Here is a 20,226-nt window from a genome sequence, read left to right on the forward strand (position 1 = left end):
GTCTCTCATGGCTCGCGAATATAAAATCGAAGATTACCGAAATTTCGGTATCATGGCGCACATCGACGCCGGCAAGACGACGACGACCGAGCGCATCCTTTACTACACCGGCAAGTCCCACAAGATCGGCGAAGTCCACGACGGCGCCGCAACCATGGACTGGATGGAGCAGGAGCAGGAACGCGGCATCACGATCACGTCTGCTGCCACCACGACCTTCTGGAAGGGCCGTGACGGCAAGATGCGCCGCTTCAACATCATCGACACCCCCGGCCACGTTGACTTCACCATTGAAGTCGAGCGTTCGCTGCGCGTTCTCGACGGCGCCATCGCGCTGCTCGACGCTAACGCTGGTGTTGAGCCGCAGACCGAAACCGTCTGGCGTCAGGCCGAGAAGTATAATGTTCCGCGCATGATCTTCTGCAACAAGATGGACAAGACCGGCGCGGACTTCTACCGCTCTGTGGAGATGATCAAGACCCGTCTCGGCGCAACGGCCGTCGTCATGCAGCTCCCGATCGGCGCCGAAAGCGAATTCAAGGGCGTTGTCGACCTGATCGAGATGAACGCTCTCGTCTGGCGCGATGAGTCGCTCGGCGCCCAGTGGGACGTCGTCGAGATTCCGGCGGACATGAAGGAAAAGGCCGAAGAATACCGCGAAAAGCTGATCGAGACCGTTGTCGAGATCGACGAAGCGGCTATGGAAGCCTACCTGGAAGGTACCTATCCGGACAACGACAAGATCCGTGAACTGGTTCGCCGCGGCACGATCGACGTGAAGTTCCACCCGATGTTCTGCGGCACGGCCTTCAAGAACAAGGGTGTTCAGCCGCTGCTCGACGCCGTCGTCGACTACCTGCCGTCCCCGGTCGATATCCCGGCGATCAAGGGCATCGACGTCAAGACCGAAGGTGAAATCACCCGTAAGGCCGACGACAACGAGCCGCTCTCGATGCTGGCGTTCAAGATCATGAACGACCCCTTCGTTGGTTCGCTGACCTTTGCCCGCATCTATTCCGGCAAGCTCGAAAAGGGCACGTCGGTAATGAACACGGTCAAGGAAAAGCGTGAGCGCGTCGGCCGCATGCTGCAGATGCACTCGAACTCCCGTGAAGACATCGAAGAAGCCTTCGCTGGCGACATCGTCGCTCTGGCCGGCCTCAAGGAAACCACCACGGGTGACACGCTCTGCGATCCGCTGAAGCCGGTTATCCTCGAGCGCATGGAGTTCCCCGAGCCGGTCATCCAGATCGCGATCGAGCCGAAGACCAAGGGCGACCAGGAAAAGATGGGCCTCGCGCTCAACCGCCTGGCAGCAGAAGATCCGTCCTTCCGCGTCAAGACCGACGAGGAATCCGGCCAGACGATCATCGCCGGCATGGGCGAACTTCACCTCGACATCATCGTCGACCGCATGCGTCGCGAGTTCAAGGTCGAAGCTTCGGTTGGTGCTCCGCAGGTTGCTTACCGTGAAACCATCACGCGTCAGCACGAAGAAGACTACACGCACAAGAAGCAGTCCGGTGGTACCGGTCAGTTCGCGCGCGTCAAGATCGTCTTCGAACCGAACCCGGAAGGCGAAGATTTCGTGTTCGAATCCAAGATCGTCGGCGGTGCTGTTCCGAAGGAATACATCCCGGGCGTTCAGAAGGGTATCGAAAGCGTTCTGTCCTCGGGTCCGCTCGCTGGCTTCCCGATGCTGGGCGTCAAGGCGACGCTCATCGACGGTGCCTTCCACGACGTCGACTCGTCGGTCCTGGCGTTCGAAATCGCCTCGCGTGCCTGCTTCCGTGAAGCAGCAAAGAAGGCCGGTGCTCAGCTCCTCGAGCCGATCATGAAGGTCGAGGTCGTCACGCCGGAAGATTACGTCGGTGACGTGATCGGTGACCTGAACTCTCGCCGTGGCCAGATCCAGGGCCAGGAAGCGCGCGGCGTGGCCGTGGTGATCAATGCCCACGTGCCGCTCGCGAACATGTTCAAGTACGTGGACAACCTGCGCTCCATGTCGCAGGGCCGCGCTCAGTACACGATGCTGTTCGATCACTACGCGCCGGTTCCGTCGAACGTCGCGCAGGAAATCCAGGCGAAGTATTCCGGTCAGAAGTGACCGGAATAGCCTCGCGCTGAAACAGAATGAAAAGATTTCCCCTCTAGGGGGCAGAAAACGGAGAGCCGGAAATGGCAAAGAGCAAATTTGAGCGCAACAAGCCGCACGTTAACATTGGCACGATTGGCCACGTTGACCATGGCAAGACGTCGCTGACGGCAGCGATCACGAAGTATTTCGGCGAGTTCAAGGCGTATGACCAGATCGACGCTGCGCCGGAAGAAAAGGCCCGTGGTATCACCATTTCGACGGCGCACGTCGAGTATGAGACGCCGAACCGTCACTATGCGCACGTCGACTGCCCCGGCCACGCCGACTACGTCAAGAACATGATCACCGGCGCGGCGCAGATGGACGGTGCGATCCTGGTTGTTTCGGCTGCCGATGGCCCGATGCCGCAGACCCGCGAGCACATCCTGCTCGCCCGCCAGGTCGGCGTTCCGGCAATCGTCGTGTTCCTGAACAAGGTCGACCAGGTCGACGACGCCGAGCTGCTCGAACTCGTCGAGCTGGAAGTGCGCGAACTGCTGTCGTCCTACGAATTCCCGGGCGACGACATTCCGATCGTCAAGGGCTCGGCGCTTGCAGCACTCGAAGATTCGGACAAGAAGATCGGCGAAGACGCGATCCGCGAGCTGATGGCAGCGGTTGACGCCTACATCCCGACGCCGGAGCGTCCGATCGACCTGCCGTTCCTGATGCCGATCGAAGACGTGTTCTCGATCTCGGGCCGCGGTACGGTTGTGACCGGTCGCGTCGAGCGCGGCATCGTCAAGGTCGGTGAGGAAGTCGAGATCGTCGGCATCCGTCCGACGACGAAGACGACCTGCACGGGCGTTGAAATGTTCCGCAAGCTGCTCGACCAGGGCCAGGCCGGCGACAACATCGGTGCGCTCCTGCGCGGTGTCGACCGCACCGGCGTCGAGCGTGGCCAGATCCTGTGCAAGCCGGGTTCGGTCAAGCCGCACAAGAAGTTCAAGGCGGAAGCCTACATCCTGACGAAGGAAGAGGGTGGCCGTCATACGCCGTTCTTCACCAACTACCGTCCGCAGTTCTACTTCCGCACGACGGACGTGACGGGCATCGTGACGCTGCCGGAAGGCACGGAAATGGTGATGCCGGGCGACAACGTCACGGTTGACGTCGAGCTGATCGTGCCGATCGCGATGGAAGAAAAGCTGCGCTTCGCCATCCGCGAAGGCGGCCGCACCGTCGGCGCAGGCATCGTCGCCTCGATCATCGAGTAATAAGAAAACGGCTTTGCCGTTTCGGCAGGGACATGGTCGCCCATGTCCCTGCGATTTTTGAAAGAAGCGGCAGAGCGTAACGAATTCAGAAGTTTAAGTGTGTGCCGTAAGAGGCATACCGGAAACACGAGCAAGGACAAGTCGAATGAACGGCCAGAATATCCGCATCCGCCTTAAGGCGTTTGATCACCGGATCCTCGATGCCTCCACGCGCGAAATCGTGTCGACGGCCAAGCGCACCGGTGCGAGTGTGCGCGGGCCCGTGCCGCTTCCGACCCGGATTGAAAAATTCACGGTCAACCGGTCGCCGCACGTCGACAAGAAGAGCCGCGAACAGTTTGAGATGCGCACGCACAAGCGCCTTCTCGATATCGTTGATCCGACCCCGCAGACGGTTGATGCGCTGATGAAGCTCGATCTGGCCGCTGGTGTCGACGTCGAGATCAAGCTCTAAGGTCCGGCGCAAGCCGAAATAACAAGGAAGGTACGTGGAGTTATCCAACGGCTTCCAGGAACAGGAAACCGGAAGGTGCAAGAGGCGCCCGACGGGAACCCTAAACAAGAGGCGTGAACCGATGCGTTCAGGTGTGATTGCACAGAAGGTGGGAATGACCCGCGTCTACAACGACGCCGGCGAGCATATCCCGGTAACAGTATTGCGGCTGGAGAACTGCCAGGTAGTGGCCCACCGCACGGAAGAGAAGAACGGTTATACCGCAGTTCAGCTGGGTGCCGGCCGTTCCAAGGTCAAGAATACGCCGAAGGCCATGCGCGGCCATTTTGCCGCTGCAAACGTTGAGCCGAAGGCAAAGCTCGTCGAGTTCCGCGTTTCCGCGGACAACATGATCGACATTGGTTCCGAGCTGACGGCCAGCCACTTCGTCGCGGGCCAGCTCGTCGACGTGACAGGGACGACGATTGGTAAGGGCTTTGCCGGCGCCATCAAGCGTCACAACTTCGGCGGTCTGCGCGCCACCCACGGCGTTTCCGTATCGCACCGCTCGCATGGTTCTACCGGTTCCAACCAGGATCCGGGCCGTGTTTGGAAGGGCAAGCGCATGGCCGGCCACATGGGTCAGACCCGCGTTACCACCCAGAACCTGGAAGTCGTATCGACGGACGAAGACCGTGGCCTGATCCTGGTCAAGGGTGCAGTCCCCGGCTCCAAGGGTGCCTGGATCGTCGTTCGCGACGCAATCAAGTCAGGCACTCCGGAAAGCGCTCCGCGCCCCGCCGGCGTGCGCGCCGAAGCATCGAAGTAAGGGAGCCGAATTATGGATCTCACCGTCAAAACCCTCGAGGGCAAGGACGCGGGAAAGGTTTCCCTTTCTGACGCCATTTTCGGCCTCGAACCCCGTGAAGACATCATCGCCCGCGTCGTTCGCTGGCAGCTCGCCAAGAAGCAGCAGGGCACGCACAAGGCAAAGGGCCGCGCAGAAGTTTCGCGCACCGGCGCCAAGATGTACAAGCAGAAGGGTACGGGCCGCGCCCGCCACCACTCCGCTCGTGCTCCGCAGTTCCGCGGCGGCGGCAAGGCTCATGGCCCGGTTGTCCGCAGCCACGCCCATGACCTTCCGAAGAAGGTCCGTGCGCTCGGCCTGCGCCATGCGCTGTCGGCCAAGCTGAAGGCCGAAGAGATCATCGTCATCGACGATCTTGTTGCCAAGGAAGCAAAGACGAAGGCTCTCGCCGGCGTATTCGCGTCGCTCGGCCTCACCAATGCTCTGATCATCGGCGGCGCCGAAATCGAGAGCAACTTCAAGCTCGCCGCCCAGAACATCCCGAACGTGGACGTTCTGCCGGTTCAGGGCATCAACGTTTACGACATTCTGCGCCGCGGCAAGCTCGTGCTTTCCAAGGCTGCCGTAGAAGCTCTGGAGGAGCGGTTCAAATGACGGATCTTCGCCACTACGACGTGATCGTGTCTCCCTCGATCACTGAAAAGTCGACGCTGGTTTCCGAACAGAACCAGGTCGTCTTCAACGTCGCCAAGGGTGCTTCGAAGCCTGAGATCAAGGCTGCTGTCGAAGCGCTGTTCGGCGTCAAGGTCACGGCCGTGAACACGCTCCTCCGCAAGGGTAAGCTGAAGCGTTTCCGCGGTTTTGCCGGGAAGCAGAAGGACGTGAAGAAGGCGATCGTTACGCTCGCCGAAGGTCAGTCCATCGACGTCTCGACCGGTCTCTAACGGATAGGCCCATTAGGGTAAAAACCCAAAAGGGAACAAGAAAATGGCATTGAAAAGTTTCAATCCGACGACCCCGAGCCAGCGTCAGCTGGTCATCGTTGACCGCGCCGGCCTCTACAAGGGCAAGCCGGTCAAGGCGTTGACCGAGGGCCTGTCCTCCAAGGGCGGTCGCAACAATCTGGGCCGCATCACCGTCCGCTTCCAGGGCGGTGGTCACAAGCGGTCCTACCGTCTGGTCGACTTCAAGCGTCGCAAGTTCGACGTCGAAGGCACGGTCGAGCGTCTGGAATACGACCCGAACCGCACCGCCTTCATCGCGCTCGTCAACTATGCCGACGGCGAACAGGCCTACATCCTGGCGCCGCAGCGCCTGGCTGCCGGCGACAAGATCGTTGCTTCGGACAAGGCGGTTGACGTCAAGCCGGGCAACGCGATGCCGCTGCAGTTCATCCCGGTCGGCTCGATCATCCACAATGTGGAAATGAAGCCGGGCAAGGGTGGCCAGATCGCTCGCTCCGCCGGCACCTATGCGCAGCTCGTCGGCCGCGACCAGGGCATGGCGATCCTTCGCCTGAACTCGGGCGAGCAGCGCCTGGTGCATGGCTCTTGCCTTGCATCGATCGGTGCTGTATCGAACCCCGATCACGGCAACATCAATGACGGTAAGGCTGGTCGTTCGCGCTGGCGCGGCAAGCGCCCGCACGTTCGCGGTGTCGTCATGAACCCGGTTGACCACCCGCACGGCGGTGGTGAAGGCCGCACATCCGGCGGTCGTCACCCGGTTACGCCTTGGGGTAAGCCGACGAAGGGCAAGCGCACGCGCTCCAACAAGTCGACCGACAAGTTCATCATGCGCTCGCGTCACCAGCGCAAGAAGTAAGAGAGGAAGTCTCAAGTGGCTCGTTCAGTATGGAAAGGTCCGTTTGTTGACGGCTATCTTCTCAAGAAGGCTGAGAAGGTTCGCGACGGCGGTCGTAACGAAGTGATCAAGATGTGGAGCCGTCGCTCCACGATCCTTCCGCAGTTCGTCGGTCTGACCTTCGGCGTCTACAACGGCAACAAGCATGTTCCCGTCTCCGTGACCGAGGAAATGGTCGGTCACAAGTTCGGTGAATTCGCTCCGACGCGGACCTACTATGGTCATGGCGCGGACAAGAAAGCGAAAAGGAAGTAACAATGGGCAAGGCAAAAGCCGAACGCCGGCTGAAGGATAATGAGGCGCAGGCCGTTGCGCGCACGATCCGCGTCAGCCCCCAGAAGCTCAACCTGGTAGCCGCGATGATCCGTGGCAAGAAGGTTGATCGCGCTCTGGCCGAACTCGAGTTCTCGCGCAAGCGCATAGCAGATACCGTCAAAAAGACGCTTGAATCTGCAATCGCAAACGCTGAGAACAACCACGATCTCGACGTTGATTCGCTCATCGTCGCGGAAGCTTTCGTTGGCAAGTCGATCGTGATGAAGCGCTTCCACGCTCGTGGTCGCGGCCGTGCATCGCGTATTGAAAAGCCGTTCGCTCACTTGACGATCGTTGTTCGTGAAGTGGAAGCCAAAGGGGAGGCCGCATAATGGGCCAGAAGATTAATCCGATCGGTTTCCGTCTCGGCATCAACCGGACCTGGGACAGCCGTTGGTTTGCGGACAACGCTGAATACGGTCAGCTTCTTCACGAAGACCTGAAGATCCGTGCATACCTGATGGAAGAGCTGAAGGCTGCCGGTATCGCTAAGGTCGTGATCGAGCGCCCGCACAAGAAGTGCCGTGTGACGATCCACTCGGCACGCCCGGGCCTGATCATCGGCAAGAAGGGCGCTGACATCGAAAAGCTGCGCAAGAAGCTTTCCGAGATGACCAATTCCGAAACGCACCTCAACATCGTCGAAGTGCGCAAGCCGGAAGTCGACGCGACCCTCGTCGCCCAGTCGATCGCTCAGCAGCTCGAGCGCCGCGTAGCATTCCGCCGTGCGATGAAGCGTGCTGTTCAGTCGGCCATGCGTCTTGGCGCCGAAGGCATCAAGATCACCTGCGCCGGCCGCCTCGGCGGTGCCGAAATCGCTCGTACCGAATGGTATCGTGAAGGCCGCGTTCCGCTGCACACGCTGCGCGCCGACATCGATTACGGCACGGCAGAAGCTGAAACCGCTTTTGGTATCTGCGGTATCAAGGTCTGGATCTTCAAGGGTGAAATCCTCGAGCACGATCCGATGGCCTCCGAGCGCCGCGCGACCGAGAGTGACAACCAAGGCGGTGGCGGCAGGGACCGTCGTCGTGAAAACGCGTAACATTCGCGCGTGGCAGCCAATATCGGAGAAGTAAAAAAATGTTGCAGCCAAAGCGTACGAAGTATCGCAAGCAGTTCAAGGGCCGCATCAAGGGCGTCGCCAAGGGCGGTTCTGATCTCGCCTTCGGCGAATTCGGCCTGAAGGCTCAGGAGCCGAACCGCGTCAACGCCCGTGAGATCGAAGCGGCTCGCCGCGCGATCACCCGCCACATGAAGCGCGCCGGCCGCGTTTGGATCCGTGTGTTCCCGGACGTTCCGGTCACCGCCAAGCCGACCGAAGTCCGCATGGGTAAGGGTAAGGGTTCCGTGGAATACTGGGCATGCAAGGTCAAGCCCGGTCGTATGATGTTCGAGATCGATGGTGTCAGCGAAGAACTCGCCCGTGAGGCACTTCGTCTTGGCGCTGCCAAGCTCTCTGTCAAGACGCGCTTCGTGCAGCGTATCGCAGAGTAAGGAGTGAAGCTCATGAAAGCCGCAGATGTTCGCGCTCTGAGCGCCGATCAACTCAACGAAGAGCTTGCCAAGCTGAAGAAGGAGCAGTTCAACCTGCGCTTCCAGAAGGCAACAGGCCAGCTCGAGAAGTCTTCGCGTGTTAACGAGGTCCGCAAGGACATCGCACGCATCAAAACAATTGCCCGCCAGAAGGCGGCAGAAGCCAAGGCCTAAGGACCAGAAAATATGCCGAAACGCATTCTGCAGGGCACCGTCGTCAGCGACAAGAACGACAAGACTATCGTCGTCAGGGTCGAGCGCCGCTTTGCGCACCCGATCCTTCAGAAGACCGTCCGTCGTTCCAAGAAGTACAAGGCCCACGACGAAAACAACCAGTACAAGGTCGGTGATGTCGTTTCCATCGAGGAATGCGCGCCGATCTCGAAGGATAAGCGCTGGACGGTGGTTTCCGCCCAGGCTTGATTTCTGCAGGTTTTGGCCCCGAGACCCTTGCGTCTCGGGCAAATATCTGTATGAAGCACGCAATTAAAGCTGAGGAACGCTCGAGTCCGGGCGTTCTTTTGCTTTGAGATGAGCACAATAAGCCGGGCGAGGGGGTTTCGACCCAACCGGCCTGGTAACAACAAGAAGGCGACCTGACATGATTCAGATGCAAACAAACCTCGACGTGGCGGATAATTCCGGCGCACGTCGTGTCATGTGCATCAAGGTGCTGGGCGGCTCCAAGCGCAAGTATGCGTCGATCGGCGACATCATTGTCGTTTCGATCAAGGAAGCCATTCCGCGCGGCCGCGTGAAGAAGGGTGACGTCATGAAGGCTGTTGTCGTTCGCACTGCGAAGGACATCCGCCGTCCGGATGGCAGCGTCATTCGTTTCGACACCAACGCAGCCGTTCTTATCGATAACAAGAAAGAGCCGATCGGCACCCGTATCTTCGGACCGGTTCCGCGCGAACTTCGCGCCAAGAACCACATGAAGATCATCTCGCTGGCTCCGGAAGTACTCTAAGGGAGCGTTGAGAGATGCAGAAGATTCGCAAAGGCGACAAGGTTGTCGTTCTCACCGGTAAGGACAAGGGCCGTACCGGCGAGGTAATTCAGGTCATGCCGAAGGAAGACCGGGCTGTCGTGCGTGGCGTCAACATGGTGAAGCGTCACCAGCGCCAGACCCAGAGCCAGGAAGCGGGCATCATCAACAAGGAAGCCCCGATCCATCTTTCGAACATCGCGGTCGCCGATCCGAAGGACGGCAAGCCGACCCGCGTCGGCTTCAAGATCGAAGGTGACAAGAAGGTCCGCGTGGCCAAGCGTTCGGGAGTAGTGATCGATGGCTAAGACCGCTTATGAGCCGCGGCTCAAGAAGGAATATATAGAGCGCATCCGCAAGGCGATGCAGGAGAAGTTCTCCTACGTCAACGAAATGCAGATCCCGCGTCTCGACAAGATCGTTATCAACATGGGTGTTGGCGAAGCGACCGGCGATTCCAAGAAGCCGACCGTTGCAGCTGCCGACCTCGCTGCGATTGCTGGCCAGAAGCCGGTGATCACCCGCGCTCGCACTTCCATCGCTGGCTTCAAGCTGCGCGAAGGCATGCCGATTGGTGCCAAGGTTACCCTGCGCGGCGTTCGGATGTATGAGTTCCTGGATCGTCTCATCAACATCGCTCTTCCGCGTGTTCGAGACTTTCGTGGCCTCAATCCGAAGTCCTTCGATGGTCGTGGCAATTTCGCCATGGGCATCAAGGAGCACATTGTGTTCCCTGAGATCAACTACGACAAGGTTGATCAGATGTGGGGCATGGACATCATCGTTTGCACGACGGCAACTAACGACGACGAAGCTCGCGCTCTGCTCACAGAGTTCAACTTCCCGTTCCGTCAGTAATCCGTAACGACAAGCGTAAAGAAGGATAACTGTTATGGCGAAAACGAGCGCAGTTGAAAAGAACAAGCGCCGCCGCAAACTGGTTGCCGGACAAGCCGCTAAGCGTGCGGCCCTCAAGGCAATCATCATGAACCAGTCTCTGCCGATCGAAGAGCGGTTCAAGGCAACCCTCAAGCTGGCAGAACTGCCGCGTGATGGCTCCAAGACCCGCATCCGCAATCGCTGCGAAGTGACCGGCCGCCCGCGTGCCTACTATCGCAAACTTCGTATGTCGCGTATTGCGCTTCGCGAACTGGGCAACCTCGGCAAGGTGCCGGGCGTCGTCAAGTCGAGCTGGTAAGGAGACGGGCACATGGCAATGACTGATCCCTTGGGCGATATGCTCACCCGTATCCGCAACGGCGCTGCTCGCCGCAAGTCCAGCGTTTCGACGCCGGCTTCCAAGCTTCGCGCACGCGTTCTGGATGTTCTTCAGGCTGAAGGCTACATCCGCGGATACTCCGAAGTCGAATTCGGCAACGGCAAGTCCGAGCTGAACATCGAACTGAAATACTACGAAGGCTCGTCCGTGATCCGCGAGATCGCACGCGTCTCCAAGCCGGGCCGCCGGGTTTATGTCTCGGTCAAGTCCATTCCGCAGGTCGCGAACGGCCTCGGCATCACCATCCTTTCGACCCCGAAGGGCGTGATGGCCGATCATCAGGCACGCGAACAGAATGTTGGTGGCGAGGTTCTTTGCTCGGTCTTCTAAGGCCGAGCAGGATCTCCATAGCGAACAGACAGGTATAAAAATGTCTCGTATCGGTAAGAAACCCGTTCAAGTTCCGGCAGGCGTCACGGCTAGCGTTGATGGCCAGAAGGTAACGGCGAAGGGTCCGAAGGGCGAACTGTTCTTCGTCGCAAACGACGAAGTTTCGGTGAAGCTCGAAAACAATGCGGTTCTCGTTCAGCCGCTCAATGAGAGCAAGGATGCTCGTTCGAAGTGGGGCATGTCCCGCACGATGATCGAGAACATCTTCAAGGGCGTGAAGGACGGTTACGAGCGGAAGCTCGAGATCAACGGCGTCGGTTACCGCGCGTCCATGCAGGGCAAGAACCTGCAGCTGGCGCTCGGTTTCAGCCACGACGTGGTCTACCAGACGCCGGAAGGCATCACGATCGCTGTTCCGAAGCCGACGGAAATCGTCGTCTCCGGCATCAACAAGCAGCAGGTCGGCCAGGTAGCTGCGGAAATCCGCGAATACCGTGGCCCCGAGCCCTACAAGGGCAAGGGTGTCAAGTATGCCGAAGAGCGGATTGTCCGCAAAGAAGGCAAGAAGAAGTAAGGATCACGCGAAATGGCTAGCAGGAAAGATACTCTTGTGCGTCGCGCCAGCCGCGTGCGCCGTCAAATCAAGGCGGTCGCCAACGGCCGTCCGCGCCTGTCGGTTCATCGCTCGTCGAAGAACATCTACGCGCAGATCATCGATGATGTTGCCGGCAAGACCATTGCCTCCGCATCGACCCTCGACACGGATCTGCGGTCTTCGCTGAAGACCGGCGCTGATACTGCGGCAGCTACGGCTGTCGGCAAGCTCCTTGCGGAGCGCGCATCCCAGGCGGGCGTCAAGGACGTTGTCTTTGACCGCGGCGCCTTCATCTACCACGGCCGCATCAAGGCGCTGGCCGAGGCAGCTCGCGAAGGCGGCCTGAACTTCTAAGGTTCATCGCCCGGGCAGTCATGTCCGGGCGAAAGCCCGGCTTCGCAAATCTACCAGCCGCTTCGATTTCCAAGGAAGTGAGGCGGCTTTCGTCAATCTGCCGATTGCACCCGGAAAAGAAAAAGGAAGAGGACAATGGCACAAGAAAAAAGAGGTTCTCGCGAAGATCGCCAGAGCCGCGAAGAGCGCGACAGCGAATTTGTCGATAAGCTCGTCGCAATCAACCGCGTCGCCAAGGTGGTGAAGGGCGGTCGTCGTTTCGGTTTCGCAGCCCTCGTCGTCGTTGGCGACCAGAAGGGCCGTGTTGGCTTCGGTCATGGCAAGGCGCGTGAAGTGCCGGAAGCCATCCGCAAGGCGACGGAAGCTGCAAAGCGCGACCTGATCTTCGTGCCCCTTCGTGGTGGCCGCACCCTGCATCACGACGTCCATGGCCGTCACGGCGCCGGCAAGGTGCTGCTGCGTTCGGCCAAGGCCGGTACCGGTATCATCGCCGGTGGCCCGATGCGCGCCGTCTTTGAAACGCTCGGCGTTCACGACGTCGTCGCCAAGTCGACCGGTTCGTCGAACCCCTACAACATGGTTCGCGCGACTTTCGACGCGCTCAAGAACCAGATGCACCCGAAGGACATCGCGGCACAGCGCGGCATGAAGTACGCCACGCTCCAGTCTCGTCGCGTTGCCGCCGGCGCTGCTTCCGAAGAATAAGGGAGCTGACAGATGGCTAAGAAAGAAGTTGCCAAGAAGACGGTTACCGTCGAGCAGATCGGTAGCCCCATTCGCCGTCCGGCCGTACAGCGTCAGACGCTCATCGGCCTGGGCCTCAACAAGATGCACCGGGTTCGCACGCTGGAAGACACTCCGGCCGTTCGCGGCATGATCCGGGCCGTCCAGCACCTCGTTCGCGTTGTCGACGAGAAGTGAGGGGGATCCAGAAATGAAACTGAATGAAATCAAGGACAACGAAGGTTCGACGAAGAACCGCAAGCGTCTTGGTCGCGGTATCGGTTCCGGCTCCGGCAAGACCGGTGGCCGGGGTGTGAAGGGTCAGAAGGCTCGCTCGGGCGTTGCCATCAACGGCTTCGAAGGCGGCCAGATGCCCATCTACCGTCGCCTGCCGAAGCGCGGCTTCAACAACATCTTCGCTTCGGAGTTTGTCGTTGTGTCGCTCGGTCGCATCCAGGCAGCCGTCGACGCCAAGAAGCTCGACGCGTCGAAGACGGTCGATGCGGCTGCGCTCAAGGCTGCCGGCGTTATCCGTCGTGCCAAGGACGGCGTCCGCGTTCTGGCTGATGGTGAACTGAAGGCCAAGGTCTCGCTCGAAGTTGCCGGCGCTTCCAAGCCGGCGATCGAGAAGATCGAAAAGGCCGGTGGTTCGATCAAGCTGCTCGCAGCAGCCGCGGAATAATATGACTGATGAACCGCCCGGGTGCTTCACTCCGGGCGGTTTTGCTCCCATATGTGAGCCTCACGTTCGAAGCGGCGAATCGCTCGCCGCGGCGGACATAGCGGAAACCACGGTGAGGCATCCGATTGCAGCGACAATCGCCTCGCGTCCGGTTTTCCAAGACGAAAACTTACTCTTTCCGGAACTGACCGGGTTTTCCCGCTGATTCCGAAATTTGGTACGCGGAGAATCGCATGGCTTCTGCAGCGGAACAGCTCGCCTCGAACCTGAATTTTTCGACTTTCGCCAAGGCGGAAGATCTGAAAAAGCGCCTCTGGTTCACGCTTGGTGCGCTTCTGGTTTACCGTCTCGGCACCTATATCCCGCTGCCCGGCCTCAACCCGGAAGCGTTTGCACAGGCCTTCCAGGGGCAGAGCGGCGGTATCCTCGGGCTCTTCAACATGTTTTCGGGCGGTGCAGTAGAGCGCATGGCGATCTTCGCGCTCGGCATCATGCCCTACATTTCCGCCTCGATCATCGTACAGCTGATGACGTCGGTAGTTCCGGCGCTCGAGCAATTGAAGAAGGAAGGCGAGCAGGGCCGCAAGATCATCAACCAGTACACCCGCTACGGCACGGTGCTTCTTGGCGCGATGCAGGCGTATGGCATTGCCATCGGCCTTGAGAGCGGCAGTGGCCTAGTGGGCGATCCGGGTTGGTTCTTCCGGATCTCCACCGTGATTTCGCTTCTCGGCGGTACGATGTTCCTGATGTGGCTCGGTGAGCAGATCACTTCGCGCGGCATCGGCAACGGCATCTCGCTTATCATCTTTGCCGGTATTGTCGCGGCGCTTCCGTCGGCGCTGGCCGGTACGCTCGAACTCGGCCGCACAGGCGCACTCTCGACCCCGCTCATTCTGGCGATCATCGTCATGGTCGTGGCTGTGATCGCACTGATCGTGTTCGTTGAGCGCGCGCAGCGTCGACTGCTGATCCAGTATCCGAAGCGTCAGGTGGGCAATCGGATGTTCCAGGGCGATACGTCGCACCTGCCGCTGAAGCTCAACACCTCGGGCGTCATTCCGGCGATCTTTGCTTCCTCGCTGCTGCTTCTGCCGGCGACGCTGGCTGGTTTCGCCAACACGGCGACGCTGCCCGGCTGGGCGACGGCGATCGTCACCGCGCTTGGCCATGGCCAGCCGCTCTATATGGTGCTCTACGGCGCCATGATTGCCTTCTTCGCCTTCTTCTACACCGCGATCGTGTTCAATCCGAAGGATACGGCGGACAATCTGAAGAAACATGGCGGCTTTATTCCGGGCATTCGCCCGGGTGAGCGCACGGCCGAATACATCGATTTTGTGTTGACGCGCATCACGGTTATCGGTGCGATCTACCTGATCTTCGTATGCATCCTGCCTGAAATCCTCATCTCGCAGACCGGCGTGCCGTTCTACCTTGGTGGTACGTCGCTTTTGATTGTTGTCAGCGTGACCCTTGATACGGTAGCACAGATCCAGGGTCACCTCATTGCTCAGCAATATGAGGGGCTGATCAAGAAGTCGAAGCTGCGCGGAGGAAAGAGGGGACGATGAGACTGATTTTTTTGGGACCGCCGGGCGCTGGCAAAGGAACACAGGCCAAGCTTCTGACGGAGAGATACGGCATTCCGCAGCTTTCCACAGGCGACATGCTACGGGCGGCCGTGGCTCAGGCGACTGAAGTGGGCAAGCGGGCAAAGGCGGTCATGGATGCCGGCCAGCTCGTTTCCGACGAAATCGTCAATGAAATCGTCTCTGATCGTATCGACGCGCCGGATTGCGCCAAGGGGTTCATCCTCGACGGTTATCCGCGCACCGTGCCGCAGGCCGTGGCGCTGGACCGGATGCTTGAAAGCAAGGGCCTGAAACTCGATGCCGTCATCGAGCTGAAAGTCGATGAGGCAGCTCTTGTGCGGCGGATGGAGAATCGCGTAGCGGAAACCGTCGCTGCGGGCGGAACCGTTCGCTCCGACGACAATCCGGAAGCCTTCAAGCGCCGCCTGACGGAATATCGCGAAAAGACGGCTCCGCTGTCGGAATACTATGCCGATACCGGCCAGTTGAAGACGGTGGACGGCATGGCGGACGTGAATACCGTAACCGCCGAAATCGAGAGGATTCTGGCTTAGACATTCGTCTTTGCCAAAATGGAACCACCGGGGGAGTTGACTTTTCCGGCCGATTCCTCCAAAGACAGCGTCAACTCGCGACATGAGAAGCGATCGGCGCGGTCTTCAAAGCAATGAAGTCCGGGTACGGTCGTTTTTGACGTGTCTCGAACCTCAATTAACGTGCGGCTCTTCGAGGTCGCGTAACGAAGCACCTATTGCCGGATGGCAACTGGAACGCAAGGAGAATAGACGTGGCACGTATCGCTGGCGTCAACATCCCGACCGCAAAGCGCGTCGTCATCGCGCTGACGTATATTCACGGGATCGGCACGAAATTCGCACAGGAAATCATCGAGAAGGTCGGTATTCCGGCTGATCGCCGCGTGCATCAGTTGACGGATGCTGAGGTCCTTCAGATCCGTGAAACGATCGACCGTGACTACCAGGTCGAGGGCGATCTGCGTCGCGAAACCTCGATGAACATCAAGCGCCTGATGGATCTCGGCTGCTACCGTGGCCTTCGCCATCGTCGCGGTTTGCCGGTGCGCGGTCAGCGCACGCACACCAACGCCCGCACCCGCAAGGGTCCGGCAAAGGCGATCGCCGGCAAGAAGAAGTAATTTCCCGAAAAGGGAAGGCGGGAGGCTGGCGTCGTGCGCCGGCCTCCTTTTGCAGTTTGGGAGGGCGATCTGCCCGACCGTCGCGGACCGGTATCGGTGTCGCGAAAGATCCGTCGAGCCGGCGCGCCGGTTCGGCAAGAAGTGAAGATGCAGGGCAGGGGACGAACAATCCTTTTCCCGGTGGAGCCGCTGGAATTACGGCGGTGCAGAGATCTAAGAAAGGGATCCAATGGCCAAGGAAGCCACCCGCGTTCGCCGCCGCGAGCGCAAGAACATCACGTCTGGCGTCGCACACGTCAATTCGTCGTTCAACAACACGATGATCACCATCACCGACGCACAGGGCAATGCAATTGCCTGGTCGTCCGCCGGTGCAAAGGGTTTCAAGGGTTCGCGTAAGTCGACCCCGTTTGCCGCTCAGATTGCCGCTGAAGACTGCGCCAAGAAGGCTCAGGAGCACGGCATGAAGTCGCTGGAAGTGGAAGTTTGCGGTCCGGGTTCGGGTCGTGAGTCCGCACTTCGCGCGCTGCAGGCTGCGGGCTTCATGATCACGTCGATCCGCGATGTGACCCCGATCCCGCACAACGGCTGCCGCCCGCGCAAGAAGCGCCGCGTCTGATCATATGCATTCAACATCCCGGTGAGGGCGGCGTTCAGGCGCTCTCCCGGACTTCGGGGCTCGGTTGTCACGATTGGATGGTGGCAACGAACGGAAGGCAGAAAACATGATCCAGAAAAATTGGCAGGAATTGATCAAGCCGAACAAGGTGGAGTTCGCCTCCTCCGGCCGCACCAAGGCAACGTTGGTCGCGGAGCCGCTTGAGCGCGGCTTTGGCCTGACGCTTGGCAACGCGCTTCGCCGCGTGCTTCTGTCGTCGCTGCGCGGTGCTGCTGTTACCGCGGTGCAGATCGACGGCGTGCTGCACGAGTTCTCCTCGATCCCGGGCGTACGGGAAGATGTGACCGACATCGTGCTCAACATCAAGGAAATCGCCATCAAGATGGATGGCGACGACGCAAAGCGCATGGTCGTGCGCAAGCAGGGCCCGGGCGTCGTGACGGCCGGTGATATCCAGACGGTTGGCGACATCGAAATCCTCAACCCGAACCATGTGATCTGCACCCTCGACGAGGGCGCGGAAATCCGCATGGAGTTCACCGTAAACAACGGCAAGGGCTACGTGCCGGCTGACCGCAACCGCTCGGAAGATGCGCCGATTGGCCTCATTCCGGTCGACAGCCTGTACTCTCCGGTCAAGAAGGTCTCTTACAAGGTGGAAAACACCCGTGAAGGCCAGGTTCTCGACTATGACAAGCTGACGATGTCCATCGAAACCGATGGCTCTGTCACCGGTGAAGATGCGATTGCCTTTGCGGCGCGCATCCTTCAGGACCAGCTCTCGGTCTTCGTCAACTTCGAAGAGCCGCACAAGGAAGCAGAGGAAGAGGCAGTCACCGAACTCGCTTTCAACCCGGCGCTTCTCAAGAAGGTCGACGAGCTGGAGCTCTCCGTCCGTTCGGCCAACTGCCTGAAGAACGACAACATCGTCTATATCGGCGACCTCATTCAGAAGACCGAAGCAGAAATGCTCCGCACACCGAATTTTGGTCGCAAGTCGCTCAACGAAATCAAGGAAGTTCTCGCTTCCATGGGCCTGCACCTCGGCATGGAAGTGCCGTCTTGGCCGCCTGAGAACATCGAAGATCTCGCCAAGCGTTACGAAGACCAATACTAAGGCCGCACGCGTTCGAGAGAACGCGTAAAGCTGGCCTTAGAAAGTTAAACTGCGTATATGTCTCATCGCTACAAGCCTTCGGCTCTCAGCGGAATATACGCCCCATTAGACTGCGGGCGGATGCCTGCAAGTAAAGGAGAATAGCCATGCGCCACGGTAAAGCCGGCCGCAAGCTGAATAGAACCGCTAGCCACCGCAAGGCGATGTTTGCCAACATGGCAGCTTCGCTGATCGAACACGAACAGATCGTCACGACCCTGCCGAAGGCAAAGGAAATCCGTCCGATCGTCGAAAAGCTTGTCACGCTCGGCAAGCGCGGCGACCTGCATGCCCGCCGTCAGGCGATCTCGCAGATCCGCGACGCCGCCGTCGTCTCGAAACTGTTCGACACGATCGCGTCGCGTTACGCCACCCGCAACGGCGGCTACCTGCGCATCATGAAGGCAGGCTTCCGTCATGGTGACAACGCCGCTCTCGCCGTCATCGAATTCGTTGACCGCGATGTCGATGCCAAGGGCGCGAAGGACCGCGCTCGCGTTGCAGCCGAAGCCGAGGCGGCCGAAGCAGCCTGATCGCTACCGCATGTTCCTTAAATCGGAGCCGATATAAGGATAGAAACATGCAGCAGCTCAAAGTGCTACAGAGCTATTTGCGCGCCTGATAAGACGCGCGGCGCTGGAGGAAGCGATCGAAGGAATTGAGCGGCCGGGTGACAATCACCCGGCCGCTTTTTCCATTGCGGAACGAGTTGGAACTGCCTGCTGACGCTTCCAGCGAAGGAAGCGCGTTCGGACCGCGCGCCACCCAAGGAGCAGGGCGACGAGAACGAGATAAAGCACCTGCTCCGGTCCCACCACCTTCACAGCCATGGCGAAATGAAGAGCGCCGGCAGCCGCTATCACATAGGCCAGTCGATGAAGCTTGTTCCATCGTGCCCCGAGCCTGCGGATCGACCAATTGTTCGACGTGAGCGCAAGTGGAAGCAACATCGCGAGCGCAGCCATGCCTATGGTTATGAAAGGCCGGCGAGCTATATCGGCGATGATCGGCTGAATTCGCAACGTCTGGTCCAGCACCATATAGGCCAGAAAGTGCATCAGAACATAGTAGAAGGCGAGCAGGCCGAGCGCGCGACGGTATCGCAGCCAGTTCATGCCGAAAAGATCACGGATCGGCGTGATCGTCAGCGTAGCGACGAGGAAGCGAAGCGCCCAAAGGCCCAGCAGATGTTCGAACTCCTTGACGGCGTTGCCGGGCAGCTGTCCTGTTGCGCCAAGATAGAAGGCCGATATCGCCGGACAGAAGCCGAGTGCATAAAGCACCCAGACGGAAGGACCATGGAAGCGCTTCGGCAGGGCGGGGAGGATGGCCATCGTCAGAAATTCGCTCCTAGATCCATGCCGGAATAGAGGCTGGCGACGTCCTCTCCATACCCGTTGAAGGGGAGCGTGTCGCGCCGATTGGCGCCGAAGAAGCCGCCTTCGCCGATGCGATTCTCCGTCGCCTGGCTCCAGCGCGGGTGATCGACGGCAGGGTTCACATTGGCGTAGAAGCCGTACTCGTTCGGAGCACTGAGATTCCACGTGCAGGGCGGCGCCGTCTCGGTCAGTGAGATTCGAACGATCGACTTGATCCCCTTGAAGCCGTACTTCCACGGCACCACCAGCCGGATCGGCGCGCCATTCTGGTTCGGCAGGGTCTTGCCGTAGAGTCCGATCGAAAGGATCGTCAGCGGGTGTCGTGCCTCGTCCAGCCTCAAGCCTTCACGATAGGGCCATTCCAGCGGCTGGAAATAGCCGGCCTGGCCGGGCATTTCCTCCGGCCTTACGACGGTCTCGAAGGCGACGTATTTGGCGCTCCCGAGCGGTTCGACCTTGTCGAGAAGTGCCGCCAGCGGAAAGCCGATCCATGGGATGACCATCGACCAGGCCTCGACACAGCGCATACGATAGATCCGCTCTTCAAGGGGGAAGGCCAGAAGCTCCTCAAGCCCGAATTCCTTCGGCCTGCCGACCAAGCCGTCGACTTTCACCGTCCAGGGCGAAGACTTGAACGCCCCGGCATTGGCGGCTGGATCGCCTTTGCCAGTGCCGAATTCGTAATAGTTATTGTAGCTCGTCACATCCTCCTCAGGCGTCATGGCCTCATCGACCTGATACGGGCTCGCCGAAGCCTTGAGCGCCGCCGCACCCGCGGCCGTCGCCCCACCCAGGACCAGCCCGCCGGCTGCGGCCGTAAGAAATGTCCTTCGATTGAGGAAGAAGCGTTCGGGCGTTATCTCTGACGCAGCGATACACGGCGGGCGATAGGCAGGCATGGAACTTCCTCGATAACGATAGCTGACATGGGAGATTAGGTCCCGACCTAGATGATCAGAGTTTCAATCACTGGAAAAGGTGCGCGGAACCACGTTTTCGTGCGTTGGCCGTGAGTGTTACCCCGTTCAGCCGTTTGCCTTTTTTCTCACGAAATCCTATCT

31 protein-coding genes are annotated in these 20,226 nt (G+C 59.6%); 29 read left to right on the top strand and 2 right to left on the bottom strand.

The genetic code is table 11. The features are described 5' to 3' along the window. Positions 1-7 precede the first annotated feature (7 nt). From fusA to rplQ, 29 genes are all read left to right on the top strand, one after another. Positions 8-2,107, top strand: a complete 2,100-nt coding sequence (gene fusA, locus QN224_RS07065; protein WP_173512606.1) for an elongation factor G — start codon at positions 8-10, stop codon at positions 2,105-2,107. Positions 2,108-2,178: 71 nt separating this feature from the next. After that, the gene (tuf, locus tag QN224_RS07070; protein ID WP_173512596.1) at positions 2,179-3,354 is read left to right on the top strand and encodes an elongation factor Tu; all 1,176 of its coding nucleotides are present in this window, start codon (positions 2,179-2,181) and stop codon (positions 3,352-3,354) included. A 145-nt stretch (positions 3,355-3,499) separates the two neighbouring features. Next, positions 3,500-3,808 carry a 30S ribosomal protein S10 gene (gene rpsJ, locus QN224_RS07075; protein WP_003507767.1) on the top strand — a complete coding sequence of 103 codons (309 nt, stop codon included), beginning with the start codon at positions 3,500-3,502 and terminating at the stop codon, positions 3,806-3,808. A gap of 121 nt (positions 3,809-3,929) precedes the next feature. Then, a complete protein-coding gene (gene rplC / locus QN224_RS07080) occupies positions 3,930-4,616 on the top strand; it encodes a 50S ribosomal protein L3 (RefSeq protein WP_173512607.1) in 687 nt (228 codons plus the stop codon). Positions 4,617-4,628: 12 nt separating this feature from the next. Further along, positions 4,629-5,249 (top strand): 50S ribosomal protein L4, encoded by a 621-nt coding sequence (gene rplD, locus QN224_RS07085; RefSeq protein WP_136504351.1) that lies wholly within the window; start codon positions 4,629-4,631, stop codon positions 5,247-5,249. Then, positions 5,246-5,539 carry a 50S ribosomal protein L23 gene (locus QN224_RS07090; protein WP_066875657.1) on the top strand — a complete coding sequence of 98 codons (294 nt, stop codon included), beginning with the start codon at positions 5,246-5,248 and terminating at the stop codon, positions 5,537-5,539. Before rplD ends, QN224_RS07090 begins: the two co-directional genes overlap by 4 nt. 43 nt (positions 5,540-5,582) lie before the next feature. Next, positions 5,583-6,419, top strand: coding sequence for a 50S ribosomal protein L2 (rplB, locus tag QN224_RS07095; RefSeq protein WP_173512609.1), 837 nt, complete (start codon positions 5,583-5,585; stop codon positions 6,417-6,419). A gap of 15 nt (positions 6,420-6,434) precedes the next feature. Further along, a complete protein-coding gene (gene rpsS, locus QN224_RS07100; RefSeq protein WP_173512610.1) occupies positions 6,435-6,713 on the top strand; it encodes a 30S ribosomal protein S19 in 279 nt (92 codons plus the stop codon). A gap of 2 nt (positions 6,714-6,715) precedes the next feature. Next, positions 6,716-7,105: a 50S ribosomal protein L22 gene (rplV, locus tag QN224_RS07105; RefSeq protein ID WP_173512611.1), complete on the top strand. Its 390-nt coding sequence runs from the start codon at positions 6,716-6,718 to the stop codon at positions 7,103-7,105. Next, entirely contained in the window at positions 7,105-7,818 is a 714-nt protein-coding gene (gene rpsC, locus QN224_RS07110; protein ID WP_173512612.1) for a 30S ribosomal protein S3, read from the top strand. Before rplV ends, rpsC begins: the two co-directional genes overlap by 1 nt. Positions 7,819-7,856: 38 nt before the next feature. Then, on the top strand, positions 7,857-8,270 hold the full coding sequence (rplP, locus tag QN224_RS07115) for a 50S ribosomal protein L16 (protein WP_011975175.1): 414 nt from the start codon (positions 7,857-7,859) through the stop codon (positions 8,268-8,270). Between the two features lie 12 nt (positions 8,271-8,282). After that, the gene (gene rpmC, locus QN224_RS07120; RefSeq protein ID WP_173512613.1) at positions 8,283-8,483 is read left to right on the top strand and encodes a 50S ribosomal protein L29; all 201 of its coding nucleotides are present in this window, start codon (positions 8,283-8,285) and stop codon (positions 8,481-8,483) included. A gap of 12 nt (positions 8,484-8,495) precedes the next feature. Further along, the gene (gene rpsQ / locus QN224_RS07125; protein ID WP_173512614.1) at positions 8,496-8,732 is read left to right on the top strand and encodes a 30S ribosomal protein S17; all 237 of its coding nucleotides are present in this window, start codon (positions 8,496-8,498) and stop codon (positions 8,730-8,732) included. A gap of 178 nt (positions 8,733-8,910) precedes the next feature. After that, positions 8,911-9,279: a 50S ribosomal protein L14 gene (gene rplN, locus QN224_RS07130; protein ID WP_012707761.1), complete on the top strand. Its 369-nt coding sequence runs from the start codon at positions 8,911-8,913 to the stop codon at positions 9,277-9,279. 14 nt (positions 9,280-9,293) lie between these two features. Beyond that, positions 9,294-9,605 carry a 50S ribosomal protein L24 gene (rplX, locus tag QN224_RS07135; RefSeq protein WP_136504356.1) on the top strand — a complete coding sequence of 104 codons (312 nt, stop codon included), beginning with the start codon at positions 9,294-9,296 and terminating at the stop codon, positions 9,603-9,605. After that, positions 9,598-10,155 (top strand): 50S ribosomal protein L5, encoded by a 558-nt coding sequence (gene rplE, locus QN224_RS07140; RefSeq protein WP_283976052.1) that lies wholly within the window; start codon positions 9,598-9,600, stop codon positions 10,153-10,155. Before rplX ends, rplE begins: the two co-directional genes overlap by 8 nt. Before the next feature lie 34 nt (positions 10,156-10,189). Beyond that, positions 10,190-10,495, top strand: a complete 306-nt coding sequence (gene rpsN, locus QN224_RS07145; protein WP_026617384.1) for a 30S ribosomal protein S14 — start codon at positions 10,190-10,192, stop codon at positions 10,493-10,495. Between the two features lie 12 nt (positions 10,496-10,507). Further along, entirely contained in the window at positions 10,508-10,906 is a 399-nt protein-coding gene (rpsH, locus tag QN224_RS07150) for a 30S ribosomal protein S8 (RefSeq protein ID WP_136504358.1), read from the top strand. Positions 10,907-10,946: 40 nt separating this feature from the next. Next, on the top strand, positions 10,947-11,480 hold the full coding sequence (rplF, locus tag QN224_RS07155; protein WP_173512616.1) for a 50S ribosomal protein L6: 534 nt from the start codon (positions 10,947-10,949) through the stop codon (positions 11,478-11,480). A 12-nt stretch (positions 11,481-11,492) separates the two neighbouring features. Then, the gene (gene rplR, locus QN224_RS07160) at positions 11,493-11,855 is read left to right on the top strand and encodes a 50S ribosomal protein L18 (RefSeq protein ID WP_173512617.1); all 363 of its coding nucleotides are present in this window, start codon (positions 11,493-11,495) and stop codon (positions 11,853-11,855) included. 135 nt (positions 11,856-11,990) lie between these two features. After that, the gene (gene rpsE / locus QN224_RS07165; RefSeq protein ID WP_173512618.1) at positions 11,991-12,560 is read left to right on the top strand and encodes a 30S ribosomal protein S5; all 570 of its coding nucleotides are present in this window, start codon (positions 11,991-11,993) and stop codon (positions 12,558-12,560) included. A gap of 12 nt (positions 12,561-12,572) precedes the next feature. Next, positions 12,573-12,776: a 50S ribosomal protein L30 gene (gene rpmD / locus QN224_RS07170; RefSeq protein WP_026617379.1), complete on the top strand. Its 204-nt coding sequence runs from the start codon at positions 12,573-12,575 to the stop codon at positions 12,774-12,776. A gap of 13 nt (positions 12,777-12,789) precedes the next feature. Then, positions 12,790-13,260, top strand: a complete 471-nt coding sequence (rplO, locus tag QN224_RS07175) for a 50S ribosomal protein L15 (RefSeq protein ID WP_283976053.1) — start codon at positions 12,790-12,792, stop codon at positions 13,258-13,260. Between the two features lie 233 nt (positions 13,261-13,493). Then, positions 13,494-14,834, top strand: coding sequence for a preprotein translocase subunit SecY (secY, locus tag QN224_RS07180; RefSeq protein ID WP_173512620.1), 1,341 nt, complete (start codon positions 13,494-13,496; stop codon positions 14,832-14,834). Then, positions 14,831-15,409 carry an adenylate kinase gene (locus tag QN224_RS07185; RefSeq protein ID WP_283976054.1) on the top strand — a complete coding sequence of 193 codons (579 nt, stop codon included), beginning with the start codon at positions 14,831-14,833 and terminating at the stop codon, positions 15,407-15,409. The genes secY and QN224_RS07185 overlap by 4 nt, the downstream gene beginning before the upstream one ends. A gap of 233 nt (positions 15,410-15,642) precedes the next feature. After that, positions 15,643-16,011, top strand: coding sequence for a 30S ribosomal protein S13 (rpsM, locus tag QN224_RS07190; RefSeq protein WP_014328076.1), 369 nt, complete (start codon positions 15,643-15,645; stop codon positions 16,009-16,011). A 229-nt stretch (positions 16,012-16,240) separates the two neighbouring features. Continuing rightward, the gene (gene rpsK / locus QN224_RS07195) at positions 16,241-16,630 is read left to right on the top strand and encodes a 30S ribosomal protein S11 (protein WP_003536496.1); all 390 of its coding nucleotides are present in this window, start codon (positions 16,241-16,243) and stop codon (positions 16,628-16,630) included. A 106-nt stretch (positions 16,631-16,736) separates the two neighbouring features. Then, the gene (locus QN224_RS07200) at positions 16,737-17,747 is read left to right on the top strand and encodes a DNA-directed RNA polymerase subunit alpha (RefSeq protein WP_136504366.1); all 1,011 of its coding nucleotides are present in this window, start codon (positions 16,737-16,739) and stop codon (positions 17,745-17,747) included. Between the two features lie 146 nt (positions 17,748-17,893). After that, complete coding sequence (gene rplQ / locus QN224_RS07205) at positions 17,894-18,319, top strand: 50S ribosomal protein L17 (protein ID WP_173512622.1); 426 nt, start codon at positions 17,894-17,896, stop codon at positions 18,317-18,319. A 144-nt stretch (positions 18,320-18,463) separates the two neighbouring features. Here rplQ and msrQ read toward each other — a convergent pair whose 3' ends face one another. Both msrQ and msrP read right to left on the bottom strand, forming a co-directional pair. After that, on the bottom strand, positions 18,464-19,120 hold the full coding sequence (gene msrQ, locus QN224_RS07210; RefSeq protein WP_283976055.1) for a protein-methionine-sulfoxide reductase heme-binding subunit MsrQ: 657 nt from the start codon (positions 19,118-19,120) through the stop codon (positions 18,464-18,466). Between the two features lie 2 nt (positions 19,121-19,122). Continuing rightward, positions 19,123-20,064 carry a protein-methionine-sulfoxide reductase catalytic subunit MsrP gene (gene msrP / locus QN224_RS07215; RefSeq protein WP_283976056.1) on the bottom strand — a complete coding sequence of 314 codons (942 nt, stop codon included), beginning with the start codon at positions 20,062-20,064 and terminating at the stop codon, positions 19,123-19,125. Positions 20,065-20,226 lie beyond the last annotated feature (162 nt).

The organism is Sinorhizobium sp. 7-81 (assembly GCF_030124405.1).
Classification (GTDB): domain Bacteria; phylum Pseudomonadota; class Alphaproteobacteria; order Rhizobiales; family Rhizobiaceae; genus Sinorhizobium; species Sinorhizobium psoraleae.